Annotated in this window: 19 protein-coding genes; 8 read left to right on the plus strand and 11 right to left on the minus strand. The window is 47.8% G+C overall.

Annotation, left to right across the window (positions count from 1 at the left end):
- Positions 1-192: 192 nt before the first annotated feature.
- The 5 genes from ACFODX_RS08260 to ACFODX_RS08280 all read left to right on the plus strand — a co-directional run bounded on the left by ACFODX_RS08260 (position 193) and on the right by ACFODX_RS08280 (position 6,995).
- Positions 193-3,033: a dockerin gene (locus ACFODX_RS08260; protein WP_378117937.1), complete on the plus strand. Its 2,841-nt coding sequence runs from the start codon at positions 193-195 to the stop codon at positions 3,031-3,033.
- Positions 3,034-3,153: 120 nt separating this feature from the next.
- Positions 3,154-4,452, plus strand: coding sequence for a GDSL-type esterase/lipase family protein (locus tag ACFODX_RS08265; protein ID WP_378117939.1), 1,299 nt, complete (start codon positions 3,154-3,156; stop codon positions 4,450-4,452).
- Positions 4,453-4,528: 76 nt separating this feature from the next.
- The gene (locus ACFODX_RS08270; RefSeq protein WP_378117941.1) at positions 4,529-5,488 is read left to right on the plus strand and encodes a polysaccharide deacetylase family protein; all 960 of its coding nucleotides are present in this window, start codon (positions 4,529-4,531) and stop codon (positions 5,486-5,488) included.
- A gap of 198 nt (positions 5,489-5,686) precedes the next feature.
- A complete protein-coding gene (locus ACFODX_RS08275; protein WP_378117943.1) occupies positions 5,687-6,388 on the plus strand; it encodes a hypothetical protein in 702 nt (233 codons plus the stop codon).
- A gap of 109 nt (positions 6,389-6,497) precedes the next feature.
- On the plus strand, positions 6,498-6,995 hold the full coding sequence (locus tag ACFODX_RS08280; RefSeq protein WP_378117945.1) for a hypothetical protein: 498 nt from the start codon (positions 6,498-6,500) through the stop codon (positions 6,993-6,995).
- Positions 6,996-7,087: 92 nt separating this feature from the next.
- Here the strand turns inward: ACFODX_RS08280 and pelA are convergent, their stop codons facing one another.
- From pelA to ACFODX_RS08335, 11 genes are all read right to left on the minus strand, one after another.
- The gene (pelA, locus tag ACFODX_RS08285) at positions 7,088-9,070 is read right to left on the minus strand and encodes a pectate lyase (RefSeq protein ID WP_378117947.1); all 1,983 of its coding nucleotides are present in this window, start codon (positions 9,068-9,070) and stop codon (positions 7,088-7,090) included.
- A 379-nt stretch (positions 9,071-9,449) separates the two neighbouring features.
- Positions 9,450-10,361 carry a DUF5677 domain-containing protein gene (locus tag ACFODX_RS08290; protein WP_378117949.1) on the minus strand — a complete coding sequence of 304 codons (912 nt, stop codon included), beginning with the start codon at positions 10,359-10,361 and terminating at the stop codon, positions 9,450-9,452.
- 218 nt (positions 10,362-10,579) lie between these two features.
- Complete coding sequence (locus tag ACFODX_RS08295; protein WP_378117951.1) at positions 10,580-11,488, minus strand: bacteriophage abortive infection AbiH family protein; 909 nt, start codon at positions 11,486-11,488, stop codon at positions 10,580-10,582.
- Between the two features lie 165 nt (positions 11,489-11,653).
- Complete coding sequence (locus ACFODX_RS08300; protein WP_378117953.1) at positions 11,654-12,103, minus strand: hypothetical protein; 450 nt, start codon at positions 12,101-12,103, stop codon at positions 11,654-11,656.
- A 162-nt stretch (positions 12,104-12,265) separates the two neighbouring features.
- Positions 12,266-12,634, minus strand: a complete 369-nt coding sequence (locus tag ACFODX_RS08305) for a hypothetical protein (RefSeq protein WP_378117955.1) — start codon at positions 12,632-12,634, stop codon at positions 12,266-12,268.
- A gap of 595 nt (positions 12,635-13,229) precedes the next feature.
- Positions 13,230-16,622: a HEAT repeat domain-containing protein gene (locus tag ACFODX_RS08310; RefSeq protein WP_378117957.1), complete on the minus strand. Its 3,393-nt coding sequence runs from the start codon at positions 16,620-16,622 to the stop codon at positions 13,230-13,232.
- 262 nt (positions 16,623-16,884) lie between these two features.
- The gene (locus ACFODX_RS08315; RefSeq protein ID WP_378117959.1) at positions 16,885-18,258 is read right to left on the minus strand and encodes a multicopper oxidase family protein; all 1,374 of its coding nucleotides are present in this window, start codon (positions 18,256-18,258) and stop codon (positions 16,885-16,887) included.
- Positions 18,251-19,816 (minus strand): TolC family protein, encoded by a 1,566-nt coding sequence (locus ACFODX_RS08320; protein WP_378117961.1) that lies wholly within the window; start codon positions 19,814-19,816, stop codon positions 18,251-18,253. Before ACFODX_RS08320 ends, ACFODX_RS08315 begins: the two co-directional genes overlap by 8 nt.
- A complete protein-coding gene (gene cueR, locus ACFODX_RS08325) occupies positions 19,813-20,280 on the minus strand; it encodes a Cu(I)-responsive transcriptional regulator (protein ID WP_378117963.1) in 468 nt (155 codons plus the stop codon). Before cueR ends, ACFODX_RS08320 begins: the two co-directional genes overlap by 4 nt.
- A complete protein-coding gene (locus ACFODX_RS08330) occupies positions 20,280-22,559 on the minus strand; it encodes a heavy metal translocating P-type ATPase (protein WP_378117965.1) in 2,280 nt (759 codons plus the stop codon). The genes cueR and ACFODX_RS08330 overlap by 1 nt, the downstream gene beginning before the upstream one ends.
- Entirely contained in the window at positions 22,556-22,777 is a 222-nt protein-coding gene (locus tag ACFODX_RS08335; protein ID WP_378117968.1) for a heavy-metal-associated domain-containing protein, read from the minus strand. Before ACFODX_RS08335 ends, ACFODX_RS08330 begins: the two co-directional genes overlap by 4 nt.
- Positions 22,778-22,936: 159 nt before the next feature.
- On the opposite strand from ACFODX_RS08335, the gene ACFODX_RS08340 reads away from it, so the two are divergent.
- The 3 genes from ACFODX_RS08340 (at position 22,937) to ACFODX_RS08350 (ending at position 25,334) form a co-directional block, all read left to right on the plus strand.
- Positions 22,937-23,926, plus strand: coding sequence for an HPP family protein (locus ACFODX_RS08340; RefSeq protein WP_378117970.1), 990 nt, complete (start codon positions 22,937-22,939; stop codon positions 23,924-23,926).
- Positions 23,927-24,096: 170 nt separating this feature from the next.
- The gene (locus tag ACFODX_RS08345) at positions 24,097-24,915 is read left to right on the plus strand and encodes a peptidylprolyl isomerase (RefSeq protein ID WP_378117972.1); all 819 of its coding nucleotides are present in this window, start codon (positions 24,097-24,099) and stop codon (positions 24,913-24,915) included.
- A gap of 38 nt (positions 24,916-24,953) precedes the next feature.
- On the plus strand, positions 24,954-25,334 hold the full coding sequence (locus ACFODX_RS08350) for a hypothetical protein (protein ID WP_378117974.1): 381 nt from the start codon (positions 24,954-24,956) through the stop codon (positions 25,332-25,334).
- Positions 25,335-25,399 lie beyond the last annotated feature (65 nt).

The raw sequence follows: 25,399 nt of genomic DNA on the forward strand, positions 1-25,399 counted from the left end.
TGCTAATGGCCGCTTTGAATTGTGGGTTAACTTCAAAATGCCTGCATCTATTTCTAATAAAGACAGCAGGTATATCACCATGAGCATCGGGAAGCGCGGTAGGCGTGAATAAGAGTTCTTACAGAAAAATAACAATAACTGTATCTCTCCAGCTCATGGGTATTAATCCCACTACACCTTCTCGGAGGCTACATGCGGTTCATCAGTAAACTTTCTCTTTTTTGTATTTTTTTCACTTCTATACCCATCACTTTTGCCCAGAGTAATTGTGGCAGCGGCGGTGGCACTACTGTGTGCCTTGCGGCGACCGGATCAACAAACAGTATTGATCTCAACTGGACGGTGAACGGTGCTGTCAGTCGGCTTGAGGTATACAGAGACACAGACAGTAACCCGGCAGGAAGAACAAGAATTGCCGTACCCAACAGAACAGCACTCAGTTATTCCGACACATCAGCCGTGGCAGGAACCCAGTATTGGTATTGGATTAAATTTACCGCCAATAGTGGCCAGTACAATTCTGGCGCAGCGACAGCAACACGCACTGCTGTTGTAAGTTGCCCAACGCCCAACATAGTTCCTTACATACAAGTAGGCGGAACCTGGAGCCAAACTGGTTCTGCGATTGTTGCCTCCGGCGCCGCGCTGATGTTAGGGCCTCAAGCCATTGCTGGTGGTGCTTGGGCAAACGGCAGCTGGAGTTGGAGTGGGTGCGGCACCAGCGGCAATTCACGCGAGCAGTCTTTGGCTCCAACGGCAAGTTGTAACGCATCTGCCGTATTCACCGATACCTGCGGTCAAACAGCCAGTTACAATTTCGCAATTACAACAACGACCGCCTGGACCAATGTGAAATACGGTGGCGGTGGTTATGTTCCCGGTTTGGTATTCCACCCGACTACTCCCGACCTTCTCTATGCGCGCACCGATATCGGCGGCTCCTATCGCCTGAATGCCTCAACAAATACCTGGGTACCCTTGACCGATGGTTTTGGCGTGAAGGACGGTTCGCATCAGGGGGCAGAAAGTATCGCCCTTGATCCAACCGACGACAGACGCGTGTACATGACTACCGGCGTCACCGTGAACCTGTCTGACCTTGGCCGTTTGTATATTTCTACGGATCGCGGTGATAACTGGCAGTACATCACTCTGCCGTTCCCCGTGGGTTCCAACAACCAGGGCCGCGCGATTGGTGAGCGCCTGATGGTTGACCCCAATAACCCGGCCATTTTGTTCTACGGCTCACGTACAGCCGGTTTGTGGAAGAGTTCTGATCGCGGCCAAAACTGGCAGCAGGTGCAGTCTTTAGCCTCGTTGATCATGAACCAGTCCCAGATCGACAACACGTCGGGCGGCACTCCCATTGGTGTACAGCAAGTCATATTTGATACCGGCACAACCGGCAGCGGCAGTGCGACTCAAACTATTTATACCGCCATTGCGCCTGACTATGCCGCGCTCGCTGGTTTGAGCCACAGTGTGTACAAGTCAACTAATGGCGGCGCAAGTTGGACTGGTATAAACACCCCTCTACAGGGCTACCACATCCCACACTGGGTGCGCGCCCAAGACGGCATGATGTACGTGGTCTTTACCAAAACCACCGGCCCGGGTGCAGACGGCCCTGCGACACTTTACAAATTTGACGGCACCAACTGGACCCCACTTAAGAGCTATACGCAGACCGAATGGACCAACTATGGCATAGGCGGTGTTGCGGTTTCTGGCACAGGTTCTTCCACCCGAATTGTGCTGGGTATCACCAATTCCTGGGGCGATTGGGAAGGTAAACCCACCGTACAAATCTCCGATGACGCAGGCCTTAACTGGCGTGAGATCGGCTCGGCTACGCCGCGTATTCCCGCTAATGAGGGCTTCACCGGCTGGTTGGACGATATCGAGATTAACCCAGGCAACCCTGAACACATTCTGGTGGTACACGGCGGCGGCGTATGGGAAACCAAAAATGCCTCCGCAACCAAACCCACCTGGAATGAAAAAGTGAATGGCATTGAAGAGGTTGCAACCCTTGCGCTGATGACTCCTCCGGCCGGCGCGTCTTACAGCTTGTTAAACAGCTCGGGCGACGTAGGCACCCTGGTTCATACTGACTTCTCCGTTAAACCAACTCGCAATACCGGTTCAAACTTCAAGAATGGCTTGGCGATTGATATGGCTTGGGAAAACCCGGCTTATATTGCCACCATTGGCAGCGCCCATTGGGGTGGTGCGAATCCCGGCGCGTTTTATTCAACTGATTCAGGCGCGACCTGGAATACCTTCCCAACACTGCATCCCCAAGGGCTGACTAACCAACAGGATTTTTCCAGCCTGGCGGTGATGAAAGCCAATCATCTGATTTGGGCGCCTAGCAATGCAGTGCCTGCCTACACCACTAACAACGGTGCCAGTTGGACTTACTCCAATTTGCCAGCCCTGCCAGAGGGATGGGGTCGTAGTTATCGGGTAGTGGCAGATCGCAAAAACTCTAACAAGGTCTATGCCTACGATTCCGGTGGTGGTTGGTGGGGCCCAGCGCCCAAGTTCTTCACCTCAACTAATGGTGGCAGCACTTTCACGGCCAGTAGCCAGTTCGCCAGCCTCAATGCTCGCCCCGAGTTTTTTGGTACGGCATCCATGGCGGTGAACCCATACACAGAAGGGCATATCTGGCTGGTGGACGGCCATAGCATTTACCGCTCATTTGATTCAGGCACTAGCTGGACCAAATTAACTGCGGCTGCCTCCATCTGGGGTTCCAATACCAATTCGCCGGAAGTGTATGGCGCAACCTCCATTGCCTTGGGTAAAGCACCCGCAGGTTCAAGCTACTCGGCGTGGATTTATGTCATTGGTGTCATTGATGGTGTCTGGGGCCTGCATCGTTCAGAAGACGGTGGTAATAGCTGGAAACGAATCAACGACGACAAGCACCAGTATGCCGGTATGGGTACTTTGGCGGCAGATCACAATGTGGTTGGCCGTGTGTTCTTCAGCGGCAATGGTCGCGGTGTTTTTTTCACTAACTAAATAAATGGTTCCTACCTGTGTTCACACTTGTGGTGAGCATAGGTAGGAATTTTTCAACCAAAAGGAGCGTCACAGTTACTTATGCAACATCTTTATCAGAACAAAAACAGCAAACCACACATGAAAAATATCAAGCAGCTAGGCAGCGCTTTTTTGTTCGCCAGCTTCGCGCTATCAATAAGTGCAAGCGCGGCGGACGTCATATCCATTTATAAAGATAAGCCGCTTAAAGATTCACAAATATTGTTGGAAAGTTCAGGCCAGCAACTGAAATTTAATGGCACTACTTTGGTTACGCCAAAAGGTGATGTCCAGTTACAAACCAGTAGTAAAAAAAAGGCATCTGATGCCCTGAGATTCAGCTGGAAAGATACCTGGTACTCCAGCATGACACTGAACGCAGCAACTCCGTTGGATTTATCGGGAATGATGAAAGACGGTGTGTTGGCTCTGGATGTAAAAATCGATGAACTCGATAAGGGCGGTATTTCTTTTAAAATGAAATGCAAATCCGATAACTGTAATCGCGTGGTACCTTTTACCATGGCGGCGCGCGAGTTGCGTGGTAAAGGGTGGAGCAAAGCTTACGTGCCGCTGAATTGTTTTGTGCAAGATAATGACGACTTTAGTGCAACCACAACACCTTTTGCCCTGGATGTAGGCGGGCAGGGTGGTGTATCCATTGCCAATGTAGAATTACTGGCCAAAGCGCCAAAAAAAGTGGCGTTGCTTGAATGCCCTGATTACAAAACCGCGTCAACCACTCCCGACATGTTAAATGAGTGGTGGTCTATTGATTGGTGGTTGCCGCGCCATGAACAAAAACGATTGGAAGCCAAAACCATTGCCGAGAAAGGTAGAAAAATAGATTTATTATTTATTGGTGACTCCATTACTCAAGGTTGGGAGGGCGATGGCGCACCTGTTTGGCAAAAACATTACGCCAATAGAAATGCGTTTGCGATTGGCTTCGGCGGCGACCGCACAGAAAATGTATTGTGGCGCTTACAGCATGGTGCGGTAGAAAATATGTCGCCCAAGGTTGTGGTGCTGATGATTGGCACCAACAACACCGGCCATCGCTATGAAAATCCAATCTATACCGCTGCGGGCATAAAAAAAATATTGGAAGAATTACAAACACGCCTGCCCAATTCCAAAGTGCTCATGCTCGCCATTTTCCCGCGCGATGAGCAGCCCAATGGCGGCTTGCGCCTGATCAATAAAGGCGTGAATGCGATTATCAAAGACTACGCTGACAACAAACGCGTATTTTTCGCCGATATTAATTCCGTTTTCTTAACCAAAGACGGCCTGCTGTCAAAAGAGATAATGCCTGATTTACTACACCCCAATGAAAAAGGTTACCAGCTCTGGGTGGAGGCCCTGGAACCCCATTTACAAACACTGATGAAATAATTGCTTTTGCGGCGCTCTTTGGGCGCCGTTTTTTATGTTTTAGAAAGGGTATCTGCACTATCCAGGAGAGAGTGGTATGAGTGATGCTGATTGCGTTGGTCAGGAAGTAAGGGTTTCGACTTTTATTAAAAAAGTGTTTCAAGTTATTTTGATTGGTTTTTTGGCAACCACTTCGGTTTGCCATGCCAAAGAACTGGCAATTACTTTTGATGATGCACCTACACCTGACTCGGCTTTAATGGCAGGTCATGAACGCACACAGAAAATAATTGCCACTTTGCAAAAGGCAAAAGTGCCAGATGCATTGTTTTTTGTGCAAGCCGATAGGTTGAACAAAACCACCCAATCGCGCTTGGATCAATACGCAGCAGCTGGTTTTCATATCGCAAACCACAGTTATAGCCATCAATCAGCAAGTGCATTAGGCAAGGACAATTATATAGCGGATGTTAAAAGCGCTCACTTGCTGCTCAAAAACCAAAAGAACTTTTTGCCTTTCCACCGTTTTCCCTATCTGGATTGTGGCAAGGGCAAATCCTCCATTCTGGCAATCAGAGATTCCCTGGCTGAATTGGGCTACAAAGACGGTTATATAACCATCGCCCACTATGATTGGCATATAAGCAATTTGCTCGCGAGCGCCGCAGAAAATAAAAAAAATATAAATTATGAAAAAGCCAAACAGTTTTATGTAAATACCTTGTTCAGCGCTATTGAGTTTTACGACCAGGTTGCCATAAAAACCTTGGGCAAATCACCAAAACATGTGTTGCTTTTGCATGAAAATGACGCGGCAGCGTTATTTTTAGGGGATTTAATTGCGCACTTGCGCAGTAAAGGGTGGAATATTATTACTCCGCAACAGGCCTATGAAGATCCTATATCCCGGGATCTTAGTAATATTGCCTATCACCACCAAAATCGGGTGGCTGCCATAGCACGCAAATCGGGTGTTCCAGAATATAAGTTGTATCACGAGTCAGAAAATGTGGCGTACCTGGACGCTGCATTTGAAGCGGCTGGTATTATTTTTTGAATTCCGAACACAGGTGGGTGATGTGCCTTCCTGCGAAGCTCTGCCAGCTTCCTTGTTTGTCGCTTAAATCATTTTAATCTTTCTTTGCATACGTATTCACGATGATTTTAAATTTGAATACGTATGTATTTCTTTGCCTATTTTAAGGCCCGCCTATTTAATCCGGCCCAATAATAATTTGGTTACGGATGAAGTCTTGTGAAAAAAAACCTCGTTTATTTTCTATTTTTTTCTTTTGGTGCAGTCGTATTCTGGGCTTGTAATGCGTATTTCTTGATAGATTCTGCGCCATTTCCTGTGGCGGCTAAAGATCTTGGTAGTTGCCCGGAAAAAATAGGTGTAGCACAGCTTGAAAATGAAAACCGTGAGTTAAAAGATCAAGTCGCACACCTTAATGCACTACTAAAAAATAAAGAAAACTCTTCAGGTACGGAAAAATCCGTAACTGAAAAAATGATAAGTGCCGATCAAAATCACAGCGATTTAGCAAGGCTTTATGGGCAAGTGACAAGTATGGATTCACTGAATGCTTATCTAAATCGAATTCGTGATCAGAATCTTTCTTTGCACAAAGAATTGGAAAATAGTTTTTCTACAGAAGCAGTTGATTACGAATGGGCGCATGACTATGAGCAAAAAATCAGGTTGTTGATTGAGCAAAATGCACCATTTGGTGATGCTGGATATGTATCCGTTTTATGCAAGACACATCGCTGTCAAATAAAAGCCATTGTGGGCAACAGCGATGAAGCAAATGGTTTTGTGGAGGCGTTTGCCGGGCTTGTTAATAAAAATGATCTAGGTGTTAACCCGGTTCCAGTGCTGTCAGCGGTTGATTCTGCTCATAGTGAATTAAATCTGTATATCACCAAAGATATTCATTTTAAGGCATATGAATAATTTCAGGAGGAAAGTTCTATGCACAGATAACCCCTGTCTATGCATTTATTTGCCATGGATGGCGTTGGGGAAATTAAATCAACTTATAAATGTTATGTAAGGATATAGTATGAGAACTCGTATTTCAGCGTTAGTCGGTATAGGGCTTTTTTCACTGTTGCCGATGATGTCCCACGCTAATACCGTGGTGGCTGGTTATGGTATACCACCAGTCAGCGGCAGTTGCACCTGGCAACTGACATCATCTTCAGGTGGCGGCGGCGCCCCACAATTTTATACGTTAAATTGCGGCAGCACTTTGAATGTTGTGGGAATGATGACTGTTGGGGGTTCTTGTAACACCACCGCAAGCCCAAAACCCGGCTACCAATTACAAGGATCAGGTTGCAGTACTACTGTAGTGCGCATCGATAATCTTCCGCCTCAGCCAGCACAATGTACCAGTGCGAATAAAGGTAAAACCTATTTCTCTGGCCCAACTTATATTGCCAACAGCATCATGCAAACATCCAGCACTAGTGTGAGCAATTTCTGCGGTGATTGTAAGGTTGTCGTGAGTGGTTCCAGCAATGGTTATTCAACGATTAGTTGTTCACTCTATCCGTAATTAAAATGTTTTACCCAAAAACGCCCTCCTTATCAGAGGGCGTTTTTTTTGGTAGCGATAAAGCGTTGCCGTGACAACAGGGGTTTATGTTTTTATAAATAACCCACTTTTTGCGCAAAACTAATTATCGATGTGCCGTAAGAACCGCCCCAGCTATAACCGGTGCGGCGCTCTAATGACATTTGGGTGATGTCATAAAACTTGCTGCCATCGCGGTCGCTAAAGAAACCTCTGTTGGTATTTAAATCATAAAAGCGATACCACATTTTGCTGCCGGCTTTGGGCACTATGGGGTTAGTTGCCGCTTGCGATGCATCGTAAGTGTAACCATCCAGATAAGTGCCTGGGCTGTTGAACCAGGCAACACCCGCACGCACGGCTCTTTCGATCTCTGTGGTTTGTGGTTGCGTCATTAAAAATGCAAGCACACCCACGGATTCACTACCGCTTAATGATTCCAATTCATAAGCGCGCGCTTTTTTCGGTAAATAATCCGTTGCACCGTGTTGTGCACACCATGCGGTGAGCACACCGTTTTGTTTCCACTGGGCTTTCAAAATGTAGTCGGTGCCTTTAGCGACCGCTGTTTTAAAGTGAGCGCGATCTGCGTCGGAAAATACATCGGTGTCAAAGGGCGCGCGTTTGTTGGCGGCAAAATCCAATACGGTTAATGCGTATGCCATGCCGTTATCGTTAAACGTGGCGTGGTCGGCATAACCGCCTTTGAGTGGATAAAACTGGGGCAGGGCGCCAGTGCTGTACTGGGAATTCACTAAAAAATTCGCCGCTTTGCGCACAGCATCGCGATATTTTGTTGCGCCGCCGTTTTTATACACCTCTGCCAAATACACCATTTCGGTGATGGTGGCGCCATTGTCTATGGTGCCGCTTTCACTGCCACCGCTACCGCTGCCCACGCTGTTGTAATCCAAATTTTTGGGCCAGCCGCCATTATTTTGTTGATAGGACAAAACAACATCGGCGCGCGCGGCCGACCATTTGGTGCGGGATTTAGTGACCCAGCTGGCAGCGGGGTTGCCATCCAGCGTGAGCATTCTTCCTGTGGCCGCCGAACTTGCTGCGGAACTGGTTGCTGCACTGGAACTGGATTTCACCAACGACGCACTGCTGATGTTAGTTGTGCTGCAAATACCGGCTGCCGTTGCGCCGCCGGTCACTGTGAGCGAGTCTATATTCGCAAGGCCATCGGCACTCAGTGCAGAAAGTTTTAACAGGTTATTTCCCTGCACCAAATCAATTTCAATGCTCGCCGTTTGCCAATTCGTCCAACTACCGGTTGGTGGCAATTGCAAGGTGTAATTGCCATTGCTGCCGCCATTAATTAACAGCGAGCCATTTCTGTTGCCTGTGCCGCCGTTTGCAAAGCGGAAGGTGAGGGTATGGCGACTGCTAGACGTTGCACTAATCGCCCACTCGATAGCAGCACCCAGCGCGTTGTTGCTATTGGTGTAACCCGTGCCGGTGTATCCACTGTTGGTGGTCTCGGTCACTATGCCATCCACGCGGCAAAAACCGGCTTGTGCTTCTTGAATGACCAGCGAAGCCGGTGCTGCACTGCTTACGGAGCTGGCAGCAAAAGAGCTTGCAGGTCGGCTGCTACTGGACGGCGCAATACTAGACCTTGCGGAAGACTGCGCAACACTGGCAGGCGTGGATGATGCGTTGGTGCTACCACATAAACTGCCATTTACTTTAGGTGCAGCCGCTGTGCCGTTTGCTTGAAAACCAAAAGTTGCCGACGCACCCGCCGCCAATGTTGCATTCCAGCTTAAACCGGTTGCGCTATAGGGATTATTGCCACTGAGCGTAGCATTCCAGGCATTGGTAATAGTTGCACTGGGCTCCTGCCAGGACACCGACCAATTACTTACCGTTTGTGCGGTGTTATTGGTCACTTTTATTTCCCCGGTAAAGCCACCGCCCCAATTATTGGTGATGCTGTAACTACAGGCGGCCCATGAAGCAGGAGAAAGTGCAATCAGCGCTGCACTCATAAGCAGCCGCTGTTTGCTCCGGGTGGAAAGATGTAGCGATGTTAAAAATTTATTATTCATAGCTGTTCCCTATCATGTGAGATAAATAGTGTTACACCGCACCATGTGCGGCGTGATAGGTAGGGACCGAATATCAGAATTGCAGAGTAACTATCTTATTGTTGTAAAAAAACTGGTATGGAATTTATAAAAAATCAGTATCGCCACACAATGGCGGGATAAATTCCTGGTTTAAAAATCGGGCATTTCCTTGGTTCCTGAATTTTGGTAATTAATTTTTCATGCTTACGATTACGCTGCGCTAATCGTACCTACGGGCTAAAAATAAGTAGGCTAATTTCCGTATTCGGTCAATAGCGGACGTTAATGGCAGGAGCTCCTGCTAGAGATAATAATTATTATGGCGCCAACATTTCATGGTTTTCACCAAAGTCGCTTTTTAGAGATTTAAATCCACGCTCATTTTCTCTGAAGCCAAGCGTGGACCATGCTCGACAACTTTGGCAATTGACTCGTTAATTCCATGCTTTAAATTAATTATTTCTTTGGCATCAATTCCGAATTTTGCAATATACATGGCGGAAGCCATTGCGTGATAATCTAGGGCAGTAAGAGCCAAATATAGTGAAAAATTGTACTGTTCAATCCACTGCGCCTCTTCCATTCCATTTGCATTTGCAGTTATTCTCGCCATTATCTTATTAAGAATATCCTCAGCATCATTGTGTGCTTGAGAGCATAAGGCCGCATAAATAGTTCTATATCCAACTTCTTCATTTATTTTCTTAAATCTGTCAAAAATATTTGGCCATTTCGAATCCACCGAATTAAAATCGACGCTGCATAACGCAAGCGATTTTTTTAGTCCATATTCATAATGATCCAAAACCTTATCTTTGTCTGAAATTCTTTGTAGATGGTGAGCTTTAACATTCTCAGAGTAAGAAGAATTTTCGATGCTTTGCTTCCAACTTTGATTCTGTTTTCGCTCAGTCGCCAAGTGGTGCTTAAAATATGCTATTTGCTTACTCATTGAGTCGCCGAGGCTTACGTAGTGCAAATTGACACTGCCTTCTATAGCGGTTCTACATAGCGCCTCGCATGATGGAAATTGGCCAATTAAAAACACTCCAAACACACCGCAGCAATACTCATAATTTCTTTTATACATATCATGCATTGATGGCCAAGCGACTTCATGCATTAGCTTAGCTACATTTACTCTGCAATAATTTTCAATGAGTTCATCTAATTTTTCTAGGTAGTAAATCCCATCGTGCAGAGGCTCGTTAAGCTCCATGCTCTCCGCCAAAGTTCTCTTACTTATAAATTCTTTAACTAAATCATGCATATTTTCTCGCGAACTTAATGTTGGAAATTTTTGGCCTGTTTTAGCGGGCCGCAAGATTGACTTGCTAGATGCAATCGCTGAAATCACGAGTAGTCTAATCAAGATAAGGACCGTAACTTGGGCCGCAGTGCGATCAACCTTCCTTCACCATTTGACCAAGCAATTCGTTTTAAACATCAGACAAATTCAGATTTCAGCCAAAAGCAGGCATAAAATCTTTACGGGTTTAAAGCGCAACTAAAATTCATTCGACTCCTAACTTCACTACAAACAAGATCTATTTTTAACATTGTTATTTTAGATTCATCGATGCCAATCTCAGATAATTTAATTTTATGGTTTTCGAGATCCGAGTCTGTATGATAGCTGACCACCCAGTGGGCAGCCGATGCCATTTTGTTAATTTTCCCAAAGTAAGGAATGTCGATACTATTTAAGGAGTGCCCAAGAATAACCACCATTTCAATATTTCTTAATGAATCAAAATAAGATTTGTTCGCATCGATGATCTCCTCAACAGGTTTTTTAAAATGATGCAACGGAGACTTGGCTGCGCCTTCTGCATCAGAAAACATATGCCTATTGCTATTCCCTTCTTCATCCAGCTCTGGCTCAAAATGAATAAAGTCTCCATGACCAATAATTAATTGATCGTTCCCAGCCCGTCCATGTATATGAAATATCTTTTCATTGTCAATTTGGTAAACATTCTGAATTGTTGCTGTGTAATTAAAAGATAAAATTTTTCCATCATTCTCAAATACACACTTTCTCTCGCAGCCTTGTGAGTCTATAGACTCAATCCACTCCAAAAAAGTGTCTTGAATTCCATCTATGATATTATTGGCCTCTTGAGTTAATTCATCCTCTAGACCATAAGCCATACTAGGTTTAAAGTTATCATCTGAAATATCTATATCATTGTAAGCGTCATAAAAAGAGTCGCAGTCAAATCGCCCCAGGTCTTCCTCAAAATTACTCCAAAGGGCGCTTTCATTGTTAGCCGACTGATAGTAAGTAGATATCTCGTCAAGAAATTCGGAAGCACTCTCATAAAAGTGACCGTAGGAAGTAGGCAAATTGTGCCAAAGATCGAATCCATTTCCGATAACATATAGAATTTTCAATATCACAAGCTCTTAATTATTAATAAATATATTTAAAAATCATTTAACAAAAATATCTTTTACAGGAGGCGCATATTCATAAAATGCCTGAAACCGGCCAGAAGCAGACCTAGGTGGCAGGATGCTGAGCAAGTGAAAGTAGTGATTTTCTACCACAGTCGCTTGTTAGGGTTTGTGTGCGTCATATAGAGCCTCCCATGTGAGTTGATTCACACCATTTATACCGCTTGTAAACACTGTGTCGATTGGGATAAGCCGACCGAAACCAAGATATTTATCACGATTTATTGACTGAAATGCCCGACTATAAAATGCTACCGCAGACTCGGGAATTAGAATCGCATGCCGACAGTTGGAACGATTGGCTCTACCCGTTTCTTTTAGTAGTTCGCCGAAAATCTTGTGTACCGTGTTGTGCCGATCCTTTGAGTCGTTGCTCTTTACCTCAATAACCCAGTGCAAACTAGTTTTTGAAATGAATTCAATATCGGCAAATTTTTTAGCCTTACAGTTGATATTTATGATGGAATCAATTTTCACACTTTCATCGGCATGCCTCTCAAGATGAGCAACAAACTCATCAATGAGGTCTTTTTCTGGAGTTCGTTTAGTCATCAGCTACTCTCAATGAAAATCATCTGTTTGATTGCTTTTTTAAGATTTTTTTAGTACAAAATGTTTTTGTTCCTTGTATCAAATTGTATTATTGGGAGGCTTGGCTTAACGTCCAAAGCAGCGACGCGTTTACGCGTCCGGCTGCCTTTGCTTGTTAACTGTTTACTCTTCGTCCGCAAGCATTTGAGATATTCGCTGTTGATAAGTCCCCGAAAACGCACCTAGAGTTTTTTGGGTAGAACCACTATTTTTTACCTCTTCAAGAGCTTGCTCTGGTGTGCTGCCAGCATTTCTGAACGTTACCGTAGTTGTATGCGCTCGTTGCTGCATTACAATTCCGTCAGCGGCTAAAGTACTAGTTTGACTTTCATTGTCGTGTGTAAAGTATGCACCACTATCAAACGTAGCTTCTTTAATTCCCATAGACTTTAGAAGGGCAGTCATTTTTTGGCCTTGCTCTACCGCAGCATTCAGATTGATTCCACTTGTTTCAATCTCGCTGAAAGGTACTACTTCATTGTTATCACTCATCGTTTTCTCCGTTGTTGATGATGAAAGACAGGTAACGCCGCGTACAACGGCAGTTTGTAAGTCATGGTTTTGTGGGTTACTTTTGCGCAGAAAAACCACAAAACTGCGACTTACAAATTATTCAGCGCACATTACATCATCGAAATATGCCTAGCTGTCAATAAGCTAGGTTAGAGATGAAAAAAATTGGTATATAAACGGCTCAATATATTTGGAAATATATGACCAGCCAAATTTAAAAGCCTAACTTCCGCTTTGGGCACATTCCAGACCTTCGGTGACTTTGGCTTTGACTCCTGTGTCGCTCTACCTCCTGCATCCACGCAGTCATGCTACGCGAAGCGCGCCCTACATCACTAATCGGCCTTTGGTGCGAGCATTAACTAACCAATCCTAACCCATACCTATTTCCACACCAACAAAAATGTTTAGCCAAAAAACATTGGCCTTTTGTAATACCGTGTAATTGACTTAAAAAATAGTGCTGAACCAATAAAAAAGCGCGCAGTGTGAATTGCGCGCTTTTTAAAATCATTAAAAAAAAATCCCCCGGTTGAAGCCGGGGGACAAGTTCACACACAGTTTTTAGCGGGGATTAATGCCCCTCATGAACTTCTTCCGTCAGTGTTGACAGATAGGCAACTACATCGCGGATTTCATCCGGTTTTAACAACATGCCCATAGGTGGCATGCCGGAAACCGGGCCAAAACCTGGGGATACACGCGCACCTGGATCAACGAGGGCTTCCAGCAATTGTTCGCGACTCAGGGTTTTGGCGATGGTGGTCAGGTTGGGGCCAACGTTGGCGCCGCGTGTTCCTATCATGTGGCAGCGCACACATTGGGCGGTGTTGCTGTAGCGGAATATCGCCATCCCTTTTTCCGGATCGCCACCTTTGAGTGATTCGCGGAACATATCCAAGGGTTTGGTTTTGTCCTTGCTGTTTTGATAGCTATTCAGCAGTTCAGTTAATTCCGGCTTGTTGATTTTTTCCACCGCCGTAATTAATTCCAGTTGCACTTCGGGGGCGATTTTTCCTGCAATCAATTGCTGCATTTGATCTTTAAATACGGCAACGGCTTCCGGTGCATCCACATTTACCAGTGACAAGAGTGCAGCTTGTTGTTCGCCGGTGGTGCCGCTCTTTAACAGCAGGCTGTGCATTTCTACCACTTGGGCAACGGGCACATCCAACTCGGGCACCAAGGCGAGTGCGGCCATGCGTACACTTTGGTCTTTGTCTTTCATGGCTACAAATACCAAATCACCAATATTGCTGACTGCAAATTTTTTCAAGGTATGCAGCGCGGCAATGCGAGTTTCTGGTGCCGGATCTTTTTGTAATTGGGTGACCAGTTGTTCGGTGGCCGCACGTACATTCAGCCCCGCAATCGCATTAACCGTTGCTTCGCGTACATCGGCATTGTTATCGGCCAGCAATAGTTGGTAGCTCTCGCTGAGTGCAGCGATGGCTTCAGTTTCCGAATGTTTGATTGCACCGCGATAAGCGCCGGTTACACGGTCGTAGGCAGAGGTTTCACCCCAGCTTGCCAGTGCGTGAATTGCTTCTGCGCGCAGCACACCGGGCATTTTTTCTTGTGACGCAAAACGAATTAAACGCTCGGCATTCTCGGCGGTGGAATTGCTTTCGCTGTTTGCATAAACGTTGGCGTTGATTACGCGGCGCAACAATTGCTCGTTGGTAAATGCAGGTTTATCCAAATAAGCCGCAAGCGCGGGCAGGGCAGCGGTGACTAATTCATCATCGCTAATCGCGCGCGCAGCATTGGTCACAACGTATTCGCTTTTATCCGCCAGGAAGTTTACAAGGGCAGGGCTGGCCATTTGTTTTAAGGCAACTACCGCAGCAATACGCACTGCTTCAGAGGCATGGTTGGCTAACTCGCCAAGGGCTGCTTCATCGCCAATACGTGCCAGTGCAATTGCACCGGCTTGACGCAAATAAATATCTTCATCGTTATTGGCGGCCAGCATTTCTACTATGGGTGCAACGGCGTCTTTAGCGCCTATGCGCCCCAAGGCTTGGGCCGCGTAAAGTTGTGCGCGTGGATTTTTATCGGCCAGCAATGGCAGCAATGCGCGTGTTGCGGCGGCGTGTCGGGCATCACCCAATACTTTTGCCGCTTGTGCGCGCATTTCACTGTTGCTATCGCTGAGCAGGCCAATTAATACCGCATCGACATTGGCGTCTTTGCGCAGCAATTGCCCCAAGCCCCAAATGGCGTGGATGCGCGCAAATTCGTCAGTAGCGTTTTGCGCCTGATTTTCCAGCAGCTCACGTTCATTTTTTTCCACCAAAATAAATTGCGCTTTTTGACGCACACGCATATCGGCATGGCTCAACAGTGCAACTAAATCGCTTGCGCTGCGCTGGCGTAAATCTTCTGCAAGCAGTGCCTGGGTTTCTTTGCGGATCGCATTGCCGGCGGTGTCAGGTGTATCCAATTTCCATACGCGGCCTTTTTGTTTTAAGCCCCAGCCTTCAATCCAGTCGCTCATGTACATGGCGCCGTCCGGGCCAAAATCCAAACCGGTGGCGAGTACGCCGCGGAAAATATTTTCATCCTTATCCAATTCAAAGCCGGCGCCTTTGGGTTTTAAGGTAAATGCGTTAATACCGGCGCGCGCGGCAGAGCCGACAAATTCCACCACAAAGAAATGGTCTTTCCATTTATCGTTAAACGCCGTGCCCGGGTTGTAGGTCATACCTGTAGGGCCGGCGTAATAAGGCGCGACTGGCGGAAGAATATGCGCCGCCTGGTCTTTAAACCTTGGGGTGTAATAGTTTTCATCCATCCAGACTTTGTAGCTGTTGTTTTTAGGATCTTTGTATTTACCCAGCTGCCAGTTAATACGCCAGCCGGTGTCTGAACCCTCAATCAAATGCACGATACGCTCGTATTCACCTACGTGGTCGCCGTCGTTATCCACGCTGATAAAGTTGCCGTATTTGTCGAATGAGAATTCATAAATATTGCGCAGGCCGTGGGCAAAGACTTCAAAATTACTGCCATCGGGCTCGCTGCGAACAATCACGCCCTGATCGGGATAATTCCAGGTTTTGCCGCTCGCATCGGTAACTGCGGTGCCCACATCACCCATGCTGTAATACATCATGCCATCCGGCCCCATAATGGCGCCCGACATGCCGTGACCACTAAAACCTATGTGCACACCAAAGCCATGGGCGAGGGATTTTTTCTCGTCCATATAGCCATCGCCATTGGTATCTTTTAATTTCCAAAAATCCGGCGCTATGTTGACAAAAAGTTCGTCCAACAAATCGCTGTAAAACATGCCGCCGATAACATCGGTCACTTCGGTATTAAAATCTTCCACAACGGTTTGTGCAAAATCGGCTTTGCCGCTACCGGCCGTGTCTTCAAGGCGAATAACTTTTTCTTTCATCACCGCCAAATCGCGCCAGTCATTACTGCCGTCTTTGTTGCGATCGGGAATGCGTTTGTTTTGTGCACTTTTTTCCGGTGCCAGTTCAGCTTTTAAAAATGCGCGACGGTCTTCTACATTGCGGAAGGCAACAGAAGGGTGTTCCCAATCGGAATAGCCGCGAATATCAAATTCGGAATTGTTACTGCGCTGGGTAATGCCCGCCCAAATGCGACCCTTGTCATCCACGTGGATGGCCACTGTATCGCCAAGTAATTTTTCAGAGGCCCAGAGTTCACCGGTAATACCGTCTGCCAGTTTTAATTCCACTTGCGATTCAATGGTAGCTGCCGTTTTTTTGGCTTCTTCCGCGCTAATACGGGTGATTTCCAGCGCAATACTACTGGCGGCGCTGCTGCTTTGTGCTGTTGCAGCGGGTGTGTTGGTGGTTTTTTCACCACAGCCAGTGAGTAATGCCAGGGCCGTTAATGAACTGGCGAGCAACAGGCGATTGGCTGAGTATGTGGATGACCGAAAAAGATATTGCGATAAAGGAATACCGAGTGGGCGTTTTTTCATGAGTCTCTCGTGCTGGAAATGATGATAAATGGTTGGATGAGCTGAATCGATTTTCGGCTATTTGTAGTTATAGTCAGTGAAGATTATAGGTGAGCCACAGCACCAACGCAGTCTGCATTGACGTATGTAGACATTTATTAACACTTCACGCCCAACAAAAAACCTCTGTGTCACCCGCGGTGACACAGAGGTTAAATAATGGTGAAGCTTAGCGATGAAGTTGCGACAGGCCGCAGCGCGACCTGTGTTTTGCGATTGCTGTTTAGGTGGGAATATCCTGCGGCACGTTGTTTACTTTTTGCGCTTGGGTTCCGGCAGGCGGTTGGTACATATCTGCAACGTCGCCCAGTTGATCGCGCACACGAATCATGGAAAACATACCGCCCATTTCCAGTTTTCCAAACAGGCCTTCGCCCATCATCATCGGCAAGGTATTTTCCGGGCCGGGCATATGGCCCATATCCACGTGTTTTTGATGCTCTGCCATGCCGTGTTCACCCATCGCCATATAACCGGGCAGCACTCTATTTAATTGCGCTTGTGGTTGTTTAACACCGAGCATATTGGGCACCTCATGCCCCATGGCATTCATGGTGTGATGGCTCATGTGGCAGTGAAACGCCCAATCGCCTGGCACGCCGATAAATTCAATATCGCGCGTTTGGCCTACGCCGACAATTTCGGTGACTTCTTTGCGCCACTGGTTTTGTGGCCAGCGGCCGCCGTCAGACCCGGTCACTTCAAATTGCACGCCGTGCAAATGAATAGGGTGATTCCACATGGATAAATTGCCCACGCGAATGCGGATGCGTTCGCCGGTTTGCCCCACCATGGATTCAATTGCCGGAAAAACTTTGCTGTTCATGGTCCACAAATTAAATTCCGTCATCACACTGGGGTCGGGTCTATAGGTGCCGGGGTGAACTGCCCAGTTGTGCAACAGCACCACATAATCGCGGTCGATTTCCGGGGTGGTTTTTTCTTTGGGGTGGATAATAAACATGCCCATCATGCCGGTGGCGAGTTGCACCATTTCATCGGCGTGCGGGTGGTACATGTGAGTGCCGTGTTGCTCCAGGGTAAATTCGTACATAAAAGTTTCACCCGGTTTAATCGGCGTTTGGGTTAAACCACTTACGCCGTCCATTCCCCAGGGCAACAAAATTCCGTGCCAGTGAATGCTGGTGTGCTCCGGTAATTTATTGGTCACGTAAATGCGCACGCGGTCGCCCTCTACCACTTCAATGGTCGGCCCCGGTGTACTGCCGTTATAGCCCCAGGCTTTTATTTTGCTGCCGGGTGCAAATTCGTGTTCGATTTCTTCGGCAATCAAATGAAATTCTTTTACGCCTTGGTTCATGCGATAGCCGAGTGTGCGACCGTTGGGCGTAATCACCGGGCGATAACCCTGTGCTGTCAGCTCCGGTTTTTGAGTGCTCACCGCAGGAATATGTTTAGTGCTGGGGCGCTCTGTTTTTGCAGCAGCGTGTTGATGCTGTAAGTGATCCGGCTGAGCACTTTTTTTAGTGTGTGTTTCAGGCTGATGCTGCGAGTGATCTATTTGTGCTTGAAGGGGCAAACTTGCAGCGACCAAACCAGCTGCACTGCCCAGCAACAAGTTGCGACGATTAATCATGGTTGTGCTCCTCGTGTTCGTTAGCCTGTGGTGCATCATGCTTGCTATGATCCGGGTGGTGATCGTTGTGATTCATTTTTGAATGATCCATCTTCGAATGATCCATTTTTGAGTGATCCATCTTTGAATGATCCATCTTTGAGTGATCCATCTGCGAGTGATCCATCTGCGAGTGAACGCTGTGGGAATTGTGCGCTGCGGGTGATGTAGTGCTTAGGGATTTTCCTACCGCTAATTCCAATTGGCTGTGCGCTAACCAGTAGCGTTTTAAGGTGTCGGTGTAATCATGGGCGAGTTGAATTTCATCGCCTTTTATCGCGAGTAATTCAAACGGGCTGGTGAGCATAAAATTCACCTCGCGCTGCGCAAGATCGACCCGTTTTTGCGCAACCTGTAACGCCGTGTTAATTAACCCTAGCTGTTGTTGTGCGGTGTTTACGGCAAGTAGGGCTGTGCTGATTTCCCTGTCCATTTGTAATTGCTGTTGCTGCAGTTCAGCTTCCAGCCCGTTAATTTGTGCATCAAGAATGGCCAGTTTTCCTTGGTTGCGATTAAACAAGGGCAACCCAAATTCAATTTCAGCACCCAGGTTGTTACTGCTGTCGGGTTCGCGCTCGGCGTTAATACCAAGGCTCATATCCCGCCAGCCTTTTTCTTGTTTCAATAAGGCTTTGCGCTGCTGCGCGAGTTTGAGTTGTTGTTGGATAATTTTTGCATCCAGACGGTGATCCTGTGCCTGCATCATTAGTTGGTGTTTATCCAGCGCTTGATTGCTTAACAGGGGTAAATGCTGTGGCAATTCAAGCTCGCTAGTGCTGGCGAGCCCCAGGTGAGTCAACAGTTGAATGCGTTTTTGTTCTGCCGTTAATTTGCGTTCATTCCAGGCTTGCTGCTGGTGCCGCAATTCATTGTCGTAATAAAGAAACTGATTCTCCGCCATATTGCCAGCGCGGTATAAACTCAGCGCCAGTGCCTGTTGTGCCTTGCTGGCTGCTACTACCTGGGTTTGCACCTGCAAATGTTGCGTAGCCGCCAGGGCGTTGTAGTAATTGTTTTGGGTTTTAATAATTAAACGCTGCAGTGCAGCCTGCAATTGCAACTGGGTGCGCAACAGATTTTGTTCGGCCATGGTGCGGCGCAGTGGGCGGGTAAATAATTCCAGCAATGGCTGGCTTAAACCTGTTTCCAGTTTCCAACGGCCGCCACCTTCCGGGCGCATGGCACCAAGCGCTATATGCGGGTTGCTAATTAATTCAGCCTGCAGTTGTTGCGCATCGGCCACGCCCAGTTTTGCCAGCTCAATACGCACTTCGGGTGAGTGGGTGAATAATAATTGCAATGCATCCGGTAGCTGCAGCGCGGAGGCTAAATTCACCGGCGTTGTTGCGGCAGGTGTGTTAATAAAATTTTCATCCAGTTTTACCAGTGGAAAATTTTTATTCACGGCGCTCTGCACACTTGCCATTGAGTTTTTGGGCGCGGTACTACTACAGGCGCCGAGCAGCAGGCTGCTGCTTAGCATTAACAAGAGTGCGGTGTTTTTGGTGGTTGTTTTCATGCTGTGCTCCCTTGGGTTTTGCAACAGGCAATGCCTTCCAGAATGGGGCAGTCAGGGCGGTCATCACCTTGGCAGCGAGTGGCCAGTTCATTTAAGGCTGTGCGCATATTTTGCAAGGCATTAATGCGCTCATCCATTTCCTGTATATGTTCAAGCGCTAATTTTTTTACTTCGGCGCTGCTGCGTTTTTCGTTTTGCCACAGGCTGGCCAGTTGAGCAATTTGTTTCATGGAGAAACCTAAATCGCGCGCACTTTTTATAAAACTCAGCAAGTGAATCTCGCGGGTTTGATACACGCGGTAATTCGCCTGGGTGCGATCCGTTGGGTTAATCAAGCCCAGGGTTTCGTAATGGCGAATCATTTTTGCACTTACGCCGGTTAGTTTTGCCGCATCGCCAATGGTGTGCAAACCCTTGGCGTGGGCATCCGCCAGTTCCAGTGCAGACGCATTAAATTGACGCATTATGAGTGCTCCTTATTGTCGTCAAAGGGTGATTGCCAATTGCGCAAACGCAGGGCGTTAGTCACAACAAAAACGCTGGATAAGGCCATGGCTCCCGCTGCTAACATGGGCGATAACAACATGCCGAATGTGGGGTAGGCAATACCGGCAGCCATTGGAATTAAGGCCACGTTGTAGGCAAAAGCCCAAAATAAATTTTGTTTAATGTTGCGCATGGTCGCGCGCGCCAGGGCAATACTTTTGGGCACGCCTTGAATGTCGCCGCTCACTAAAATCAAGTCGGCGCTTTCAATGGCGATATCCGTTCCTGTGCCAATCGCTAAACCCAAATCAGCTTCGGCGAGTGCGGGCGCATCGTTAATGCCGTCGCCCACATACGCAATCGCGCCATGATCTTTGCGCAGTTGTTTAACCGCCGCGACTTTTTGATCGGGCAACACTTCGGCAATCACCACATCTATCTGCAGCTGTTTGGCAATGACCTCGGCGGTACGACGATTGTCGCCGGTAATCATCGCGATTTTAAACCCGAGTTTATGCAAAGCGGCGAGCGCCGTTTCAGTGCCGGGTTTGATGGTGTCAGCCAGTGCCATCACCGCCGCCGCTTGTTGGTTGCGCGCAATATAAATGGGCGTTTTGCCTTGTTCGGCGAGCTGTTGTGCCGCCGCTGAAAACACGCTCAGGTCTATTCCCAATTTGGTAAATAATCGATCAGCGCCGATATGCAATTGCACACCGGAAACCTGTGCGGTTAATCCATAACCGGGAATTGCCTCAAAGGATTGCAGCTGCCCAAGGGCAATATTTTCTTGCCGCGCTGCTTCAATCAAGGCTTGCGCAATTGGGTGCTCGGAATGTTCTTCAGCGGCTGCCGCCAGCGCCAGCAAATCGCGCTTGTCGTTTTGGCTCATGCCTGGCGCGACGATAAAGTCGGTCAGTTGCGGTTGGCCAAGGGTCAGGGTGCCGGTTTTATCAAAGGCGATGGTTTTCACTTCGGCCAAACTTTGCAGCGCCGCGCCGCGCCGGAATAACAAGCCGAGGCTCGCCGCGCGACCGGTGCCCACCATAATCGAGGTGGGGGTCGCCAAACCCATGGCGCAAGGGCAGGCAATAATCAGCACCGCCACAGCATTGACCAGAGCAAACGCCAGGGCAGGTTGGGGGCCAAAGAGCATCCACACCACAAAAGTCAGCAGCGCGACCAACATAACCGCAGGTACAAACCAGCGGGTGATTTGATCCACCAGCGCTTGTATGGGTAGCTTGGAACCCTGGGCAGCCTCTACCAGTTGGATGATCTGCGCGAGCATAGTATCGCCACCGGTTTTGGTGACGCGGTATTCAAAGGAGCCGGTGGTATTCAGGGTGCCGCCAATCAATTCATCGCCAGTGGTTTTACTGACTGGCATAGGTTCGCCGGTCATCATGGATTCGTCGATAAAAGAGCCGCCTTGGGTGAGTGTGCCGTCCAGTGGGATGCGCTCGCCGGGGCGAACCAGCAATAGATCGCCGGGTTGGATCTGGTCTATCCCAACCGTCTGTTGCTGACCATTAATGATGCGTGTGGCGGTGTGGGGTTGGAGTTTGACCAGCTGGGCGATGGCGTCGCTGGTGCGGCCACGGGCGCGCGCCTCCAGCAAACGACCCAGTAGTATCAGGGTAACTATCACCGCCGCTGCTTCAAAATACACATTCAAGGTGCCGGCGGGCAGGGCCTGGGGCAGGAAAGTCGCCACCAGTGAATAACCCCAGGCGGCAAGGCTGCCAATCGCCACCAGCGAGTTCATATCCGGCGCCAGGCGCAAGAGTGCGGGCAGCCCTTTAAGGTAAAACACCCGGCCGGGGCCAAGCATCACCAGTGTGGTTAAGAGCGCTTGGATAATCCAATTCCACTGCCCGAGGTTGGCCATCAACCAATGATGCAGCGCCGGGATCAGATGGCTGCCCATTTCCATCACAAACACGGGCAGGGTGAGGATGAGCGCCACGCGAAACTGGAGGCTCAAGTCCAGCAGCTCCTGTTCGCGGCGCTCGGCAGTTTCCTGATCATCTTTTACTGAGGCCAACTTCGCGCTATATCCCGCTTGTTCAACCTGCTTTACCAGCGTATCCAAAGGTACAGCTTCTGCTAAGGTCAGGTGCGCTCTTTCCGTAGTGAGGTTGACGCTAACGCTAGCTACTCCGGTGACTTTACCCAGCGCGCGTTCAACATGGGCGACACAAGATGCACAGGTCATACCTTCTATTTGAAGGTCTAGTTCTTGGGTTTCACTTTTCATGATTCACCTCGCTGATCACCAGTATAAGGTTCGGCGGGATAACCCGCGTTAGCAAAAGCTTCGATCAATGTTGGCTGATCCAAATCTGATTGAATTTTTACCAAGCGAATTGAAGGGAAGGTTTGTATCAATGCAGTGCCGTCCACCGCCTGTAAAGCGCGAGTAATGGCCGCTGCACAACCTTGACAAGTCATAGTTTCTACGTGGAATAACTGCATGATTCTCTCCTGATGCTGGGTTAGTAAAGCCAGACTAAGCTTTACCATCATGGGAAGGTCAAGCATTTGCGTTAATTGTTTTAGTCTGCCAAGGAATTTGCACTCAGCGGCATAACCTTCTAGCATCGCGCACTTTTCTGGTGCGTTAGGGGAACCCCTATGAGTATTAAACATTGGCTGCATGAAGCGCGTTTGCTGTTGGGTATTGAGCGCAATACAACGCGACATGGCGAGAAAATAATCTCTGGTTTGGGGGCATTGCTCGGTATTCTCGCGGTCTACTGGGGAACCCGTTGGTGCTTTCCCGATGGCTTTATGCACACCGCGGGCACGCTGGTAATGGTCACATCCATGGGGGCAACGGCGGTATTGTTATTTGCCGTTCCGCAAGGTGCCTTGTCACAACCCTGGGCAGTTATCGGGGGACATTTGCTGTCGGCATTTGTCGGCGTGAGTTGCCAGCAGTTGGTGCCCGATCAAACCTGGACACCCGCACTTGCGGTCGGGCTTGCGGTAACGGTTATGCATTATGGGCGCTGCATGCATCCCCCCGGCGGAGCAACTGCGCTTGCAGCGGTGATTGGTGGAGCGGAAATCTACAAGCTGGAATATTTTTATTTGGTTGCGCCAATTTTGGTGAACGTTGCCAGCATTATGCTCATGGCTGTGGTGTTCAATGCATTTTTCCCCTGGCGTCGTTACCCCGCACATTTAACGCGTCGGCAAATTGCAAAACCTGCGCTTGCGGCGGAGCGTCAATTTGAATTAACCCAGGAAGATTTTTCTGCAGCGATGGAAGAGTTGAACTCCTACGTCGATATCACTGCTGAAAATTTAACCCAGCTGCTGGAGCTGGCTAAACAGCATGCAGAGAAAAACATCACTCACCCGGAGCAGATTATTCCCGGCCATTTCTACAGCAATGGCAAGCTGGGGAACTTATGGAGTGTGCGTCAGGTCGTAGACGCCGCTGAAAATGCTATCGCCAGTAAAGACAAAGTTATCTTTAAAGTAGTTGCTGGTGCGGGCGGTTATGAAACAGGGATTTGTTTGCGCAGTGAATTTCGTCAATGGGCGCGTTATGAGGTTATTTCCCAACCCAACGGGCATTGGAAAAAACTCACTGATGATATGGAAGAGAATTCATAAATCCCCCAATGCGACGCTAACTTTTATTACAAATTCCAACAAATTCAGGGTGTGTAGTGGCAGTACTACAGGATAAGATGCCAGCAATCTAACTGATGTTGGTAGATATCGGATTAGCATTTATTTTTATCAGTTTTCACTACTAATAATGTCATCGAGGTTGATCGACCATGCGCACCCTGTCCCGTTTTTCCATTCCTGCCACTTTTTTAAAACGCTCTGTCGCGGCACTGTGCCTGAGTGCCGGTGCACTGATGAGTCAATTTGCAGCTGCTACAACGGTGCAGTTTCAAACCGTAATGGGCAATTTTGAAGTTAACCTCTACGACAAAACCACGCCTAAAACTGTGGCAAATTTTCTGGCTTATGTGAATGCCAACGCTTACACCAATACTGTTATTCATCGCTCGGTGAGCGGTTTTATCGTACAGGGCGGTGGTTTCAAATATGTAACCACAGACAAGCTGGAAGCCATTACCCCCAATGCAGCCGTTGAAAATGAGCCGGTTTATTCCAACGTGCGCGCAACCATATCCATGGCAAAAACCCCCAATAATCCCAACAGTGCCACTAACCAATGGTTTATTAACCTGGCGGATAACTCGGGCAATCTGGATAAACAAAATGGCGGTTTTACCGCGTTTGGTGAAGTGACTGGTGGCATGGATGTGGTGCTGGCGATTGCCAATTTAACCCGCTTCAACTTTAACGGCTCATTCACTGAAATCCCTCTGCGTAATTACAGCGCAGCAGATTACACTGCGAAAAAACCTGTCACTAACGAACATTTTGTAGTTATCGAGCGTGTTGTAGTGCTCAACGCAGACCCTGATACCGCGGCCAGTTTGAACCCTGCAAAAAATACCCTGATCACCGAAAAATCTGGCGGTGGTAGCGGTAGCCTCGGCTTTTTGTCGCTGCTGGTATTGGGATTATTTGCGTTGGGTGCGCTTGCAGTTCGCGGCAAAAACTTGTTGAATAAGGCTTAATCGGTTTTAAAGCCTGTTTTCAACAAGAGGGACATGATGTGATTACCTATTTGTATTGGATTGCTGTTGTCGCGGTAGCCCTGTTTGTTTTCTGGGGGATTGGTCGCTACTTTAAATGGAAAGCGGGCGCTATAGGTGGCCTGACTATTTTGATCATAGGTTGGGGCATGTATTTCTTTCACTATGAGCAGCACTTTGTGAAAAATTTTGGTGGTGTTATGTCCATCACCGTTCCCAAAGGGCAAATGCATATAGCGGCTACCTGGAAAGACGACAATTTGTGGGTAGAGAACTACGACCCTGAAACCAATAGCTGTATTTTCAGCGAATACTCTAAAGGCAGCTTATTGGAAGGCCGTGTAACCATTAAAAACTGTAATCCATTAATGCCTAAAACTGTTCCAACAGTGGCTGAATAATACTTGTAATCAGGCCGTAATGAGTCAGTAAAACAAAAAAGGGGCATATGCCCCTTTTTTGTTTG

Source organism: Cellvibrio fontiphilus, assembly GCF_042646205.1.
Classification (GTDB): Bacteria; Pseudomonadota; Gammaproteobacteria; order Pseudomonadales; family Cellvibrionaceae; genus Cellvibrio; species Cellvibrio fontiphilus_A.

Bases quoted from the DNA above. Each gene is read 5' to 3' on its own strand.
- ACFODX_RS08260 (WP_378117937.1), top strand. From the start codon at position 193: ATGCGGTTCATCAGTAAACTTTCTCTTTTTTGTATTTTTTTCACTTCT.
- ACFODX_RS08265 (WP_378117939.1), top strand. From the start codon at position 3,154: ATGAAAAATATCAAGCAGCTAGGCAGCGCTTTTTTGTTCGCCAGCTTC.
- ACFODX_RS08270 (WP_378117941.1), top strand. From the start codon at position 4,529: ATGAGTGATGCTGATTGCGTTGGTCAGGAAGTAAGGGTTTCGACTTTT.
- ACFODX_RS08280 (WP_378117945.1), top strand. From the start codon at position 6,498: ATGAGAACTCGTATTTCAGCGTTAGTCGGTATAGGGCTTTTTTCACTG.
- pelA (WP_378117947.1), bottom strand. From the start codon at position 9,070: ATGAATAATAAATTTTTAACATCGCTACATCTTTCCACCCGGAGCAAA.
- ACFODX_RS08290 (WP_378117949.1), bottom strand. From the start codon at position 10,361: ATGCATGATTTAGTTAAAGAATTTATAAGTAAGAGAACTTTGGCGGAG.
- ACFODX_RS08300 (WP_378117953.1), bottom strand. From the start codon at position 12,103: ATGACTAAACGAACTCCAGAAAAAGACCTCATTGATGAGTTTGTTGCT.
- ACFODX_RS08305 (WP_378117955.1), bottom strand. From the start codon at position 12,634: ATGAGTGATAACAATGAAGTAGTACCTTTCAGCGAGATTGAAACAAGT.
- ACFODX_RS08310 (WP_378117957.1), bottom strand. From the start codon at position 16,622: ATGAAAAAACGCCCACTCGGTATTCCTTTATCGCAATATCTTTTTCGG.
- ACFODX_RS08315 (WP_378117959.1), bottom strand. From the start codon at position 18,258: ATGATTAATCGTCGCAACTTGTTGCTGGGCAGTGCAGCTGGTTTGGTC.
- ACFODX_RS08320 (WP_378117961.1), bottom strand. From the start codon at position 19,816: ATGAAAACAACCACCAAAAACACCGCACTCTTGTTAATGCTAAGCAGC.
- cueR (WP_378117963.1), bottom strand. From the start codon at position 20,280: ATGCGTCAATTTAATGCGTCTGCACTGGAACTGGCGGATGCCCACGCC.
- ACFODX_RS08330 (WP_378117965.1), bottom strand. From the start codon at position 22,559: ATGAAAAGTGAAACCCAAGAACTAGACCTTCAAATAGAAGGTATGACC.
- ACFODX_RS08335 (WP_378117968.1), bottom strand. From the start codon at position 22,777: ATGCAGTTATTCCACGTAGAAACTATGACTTGTCAAGGTTGTGCAGCG.
- ACFODX_RS08340 (WP_378117970.1), top strand. From the start codon at position 22,937: ATGAGTATTAAACATTGGCTGCATGAAGCGCGTTTGCTGTTGGGTATT.
- ACFODX_RS08345 (WP_378117972.1), top strand. From the start codon at position 24,097: ATGCGCACCCTGTCCCGTTTTTCCATTCCTGCCACTTTTTTAAAACGC.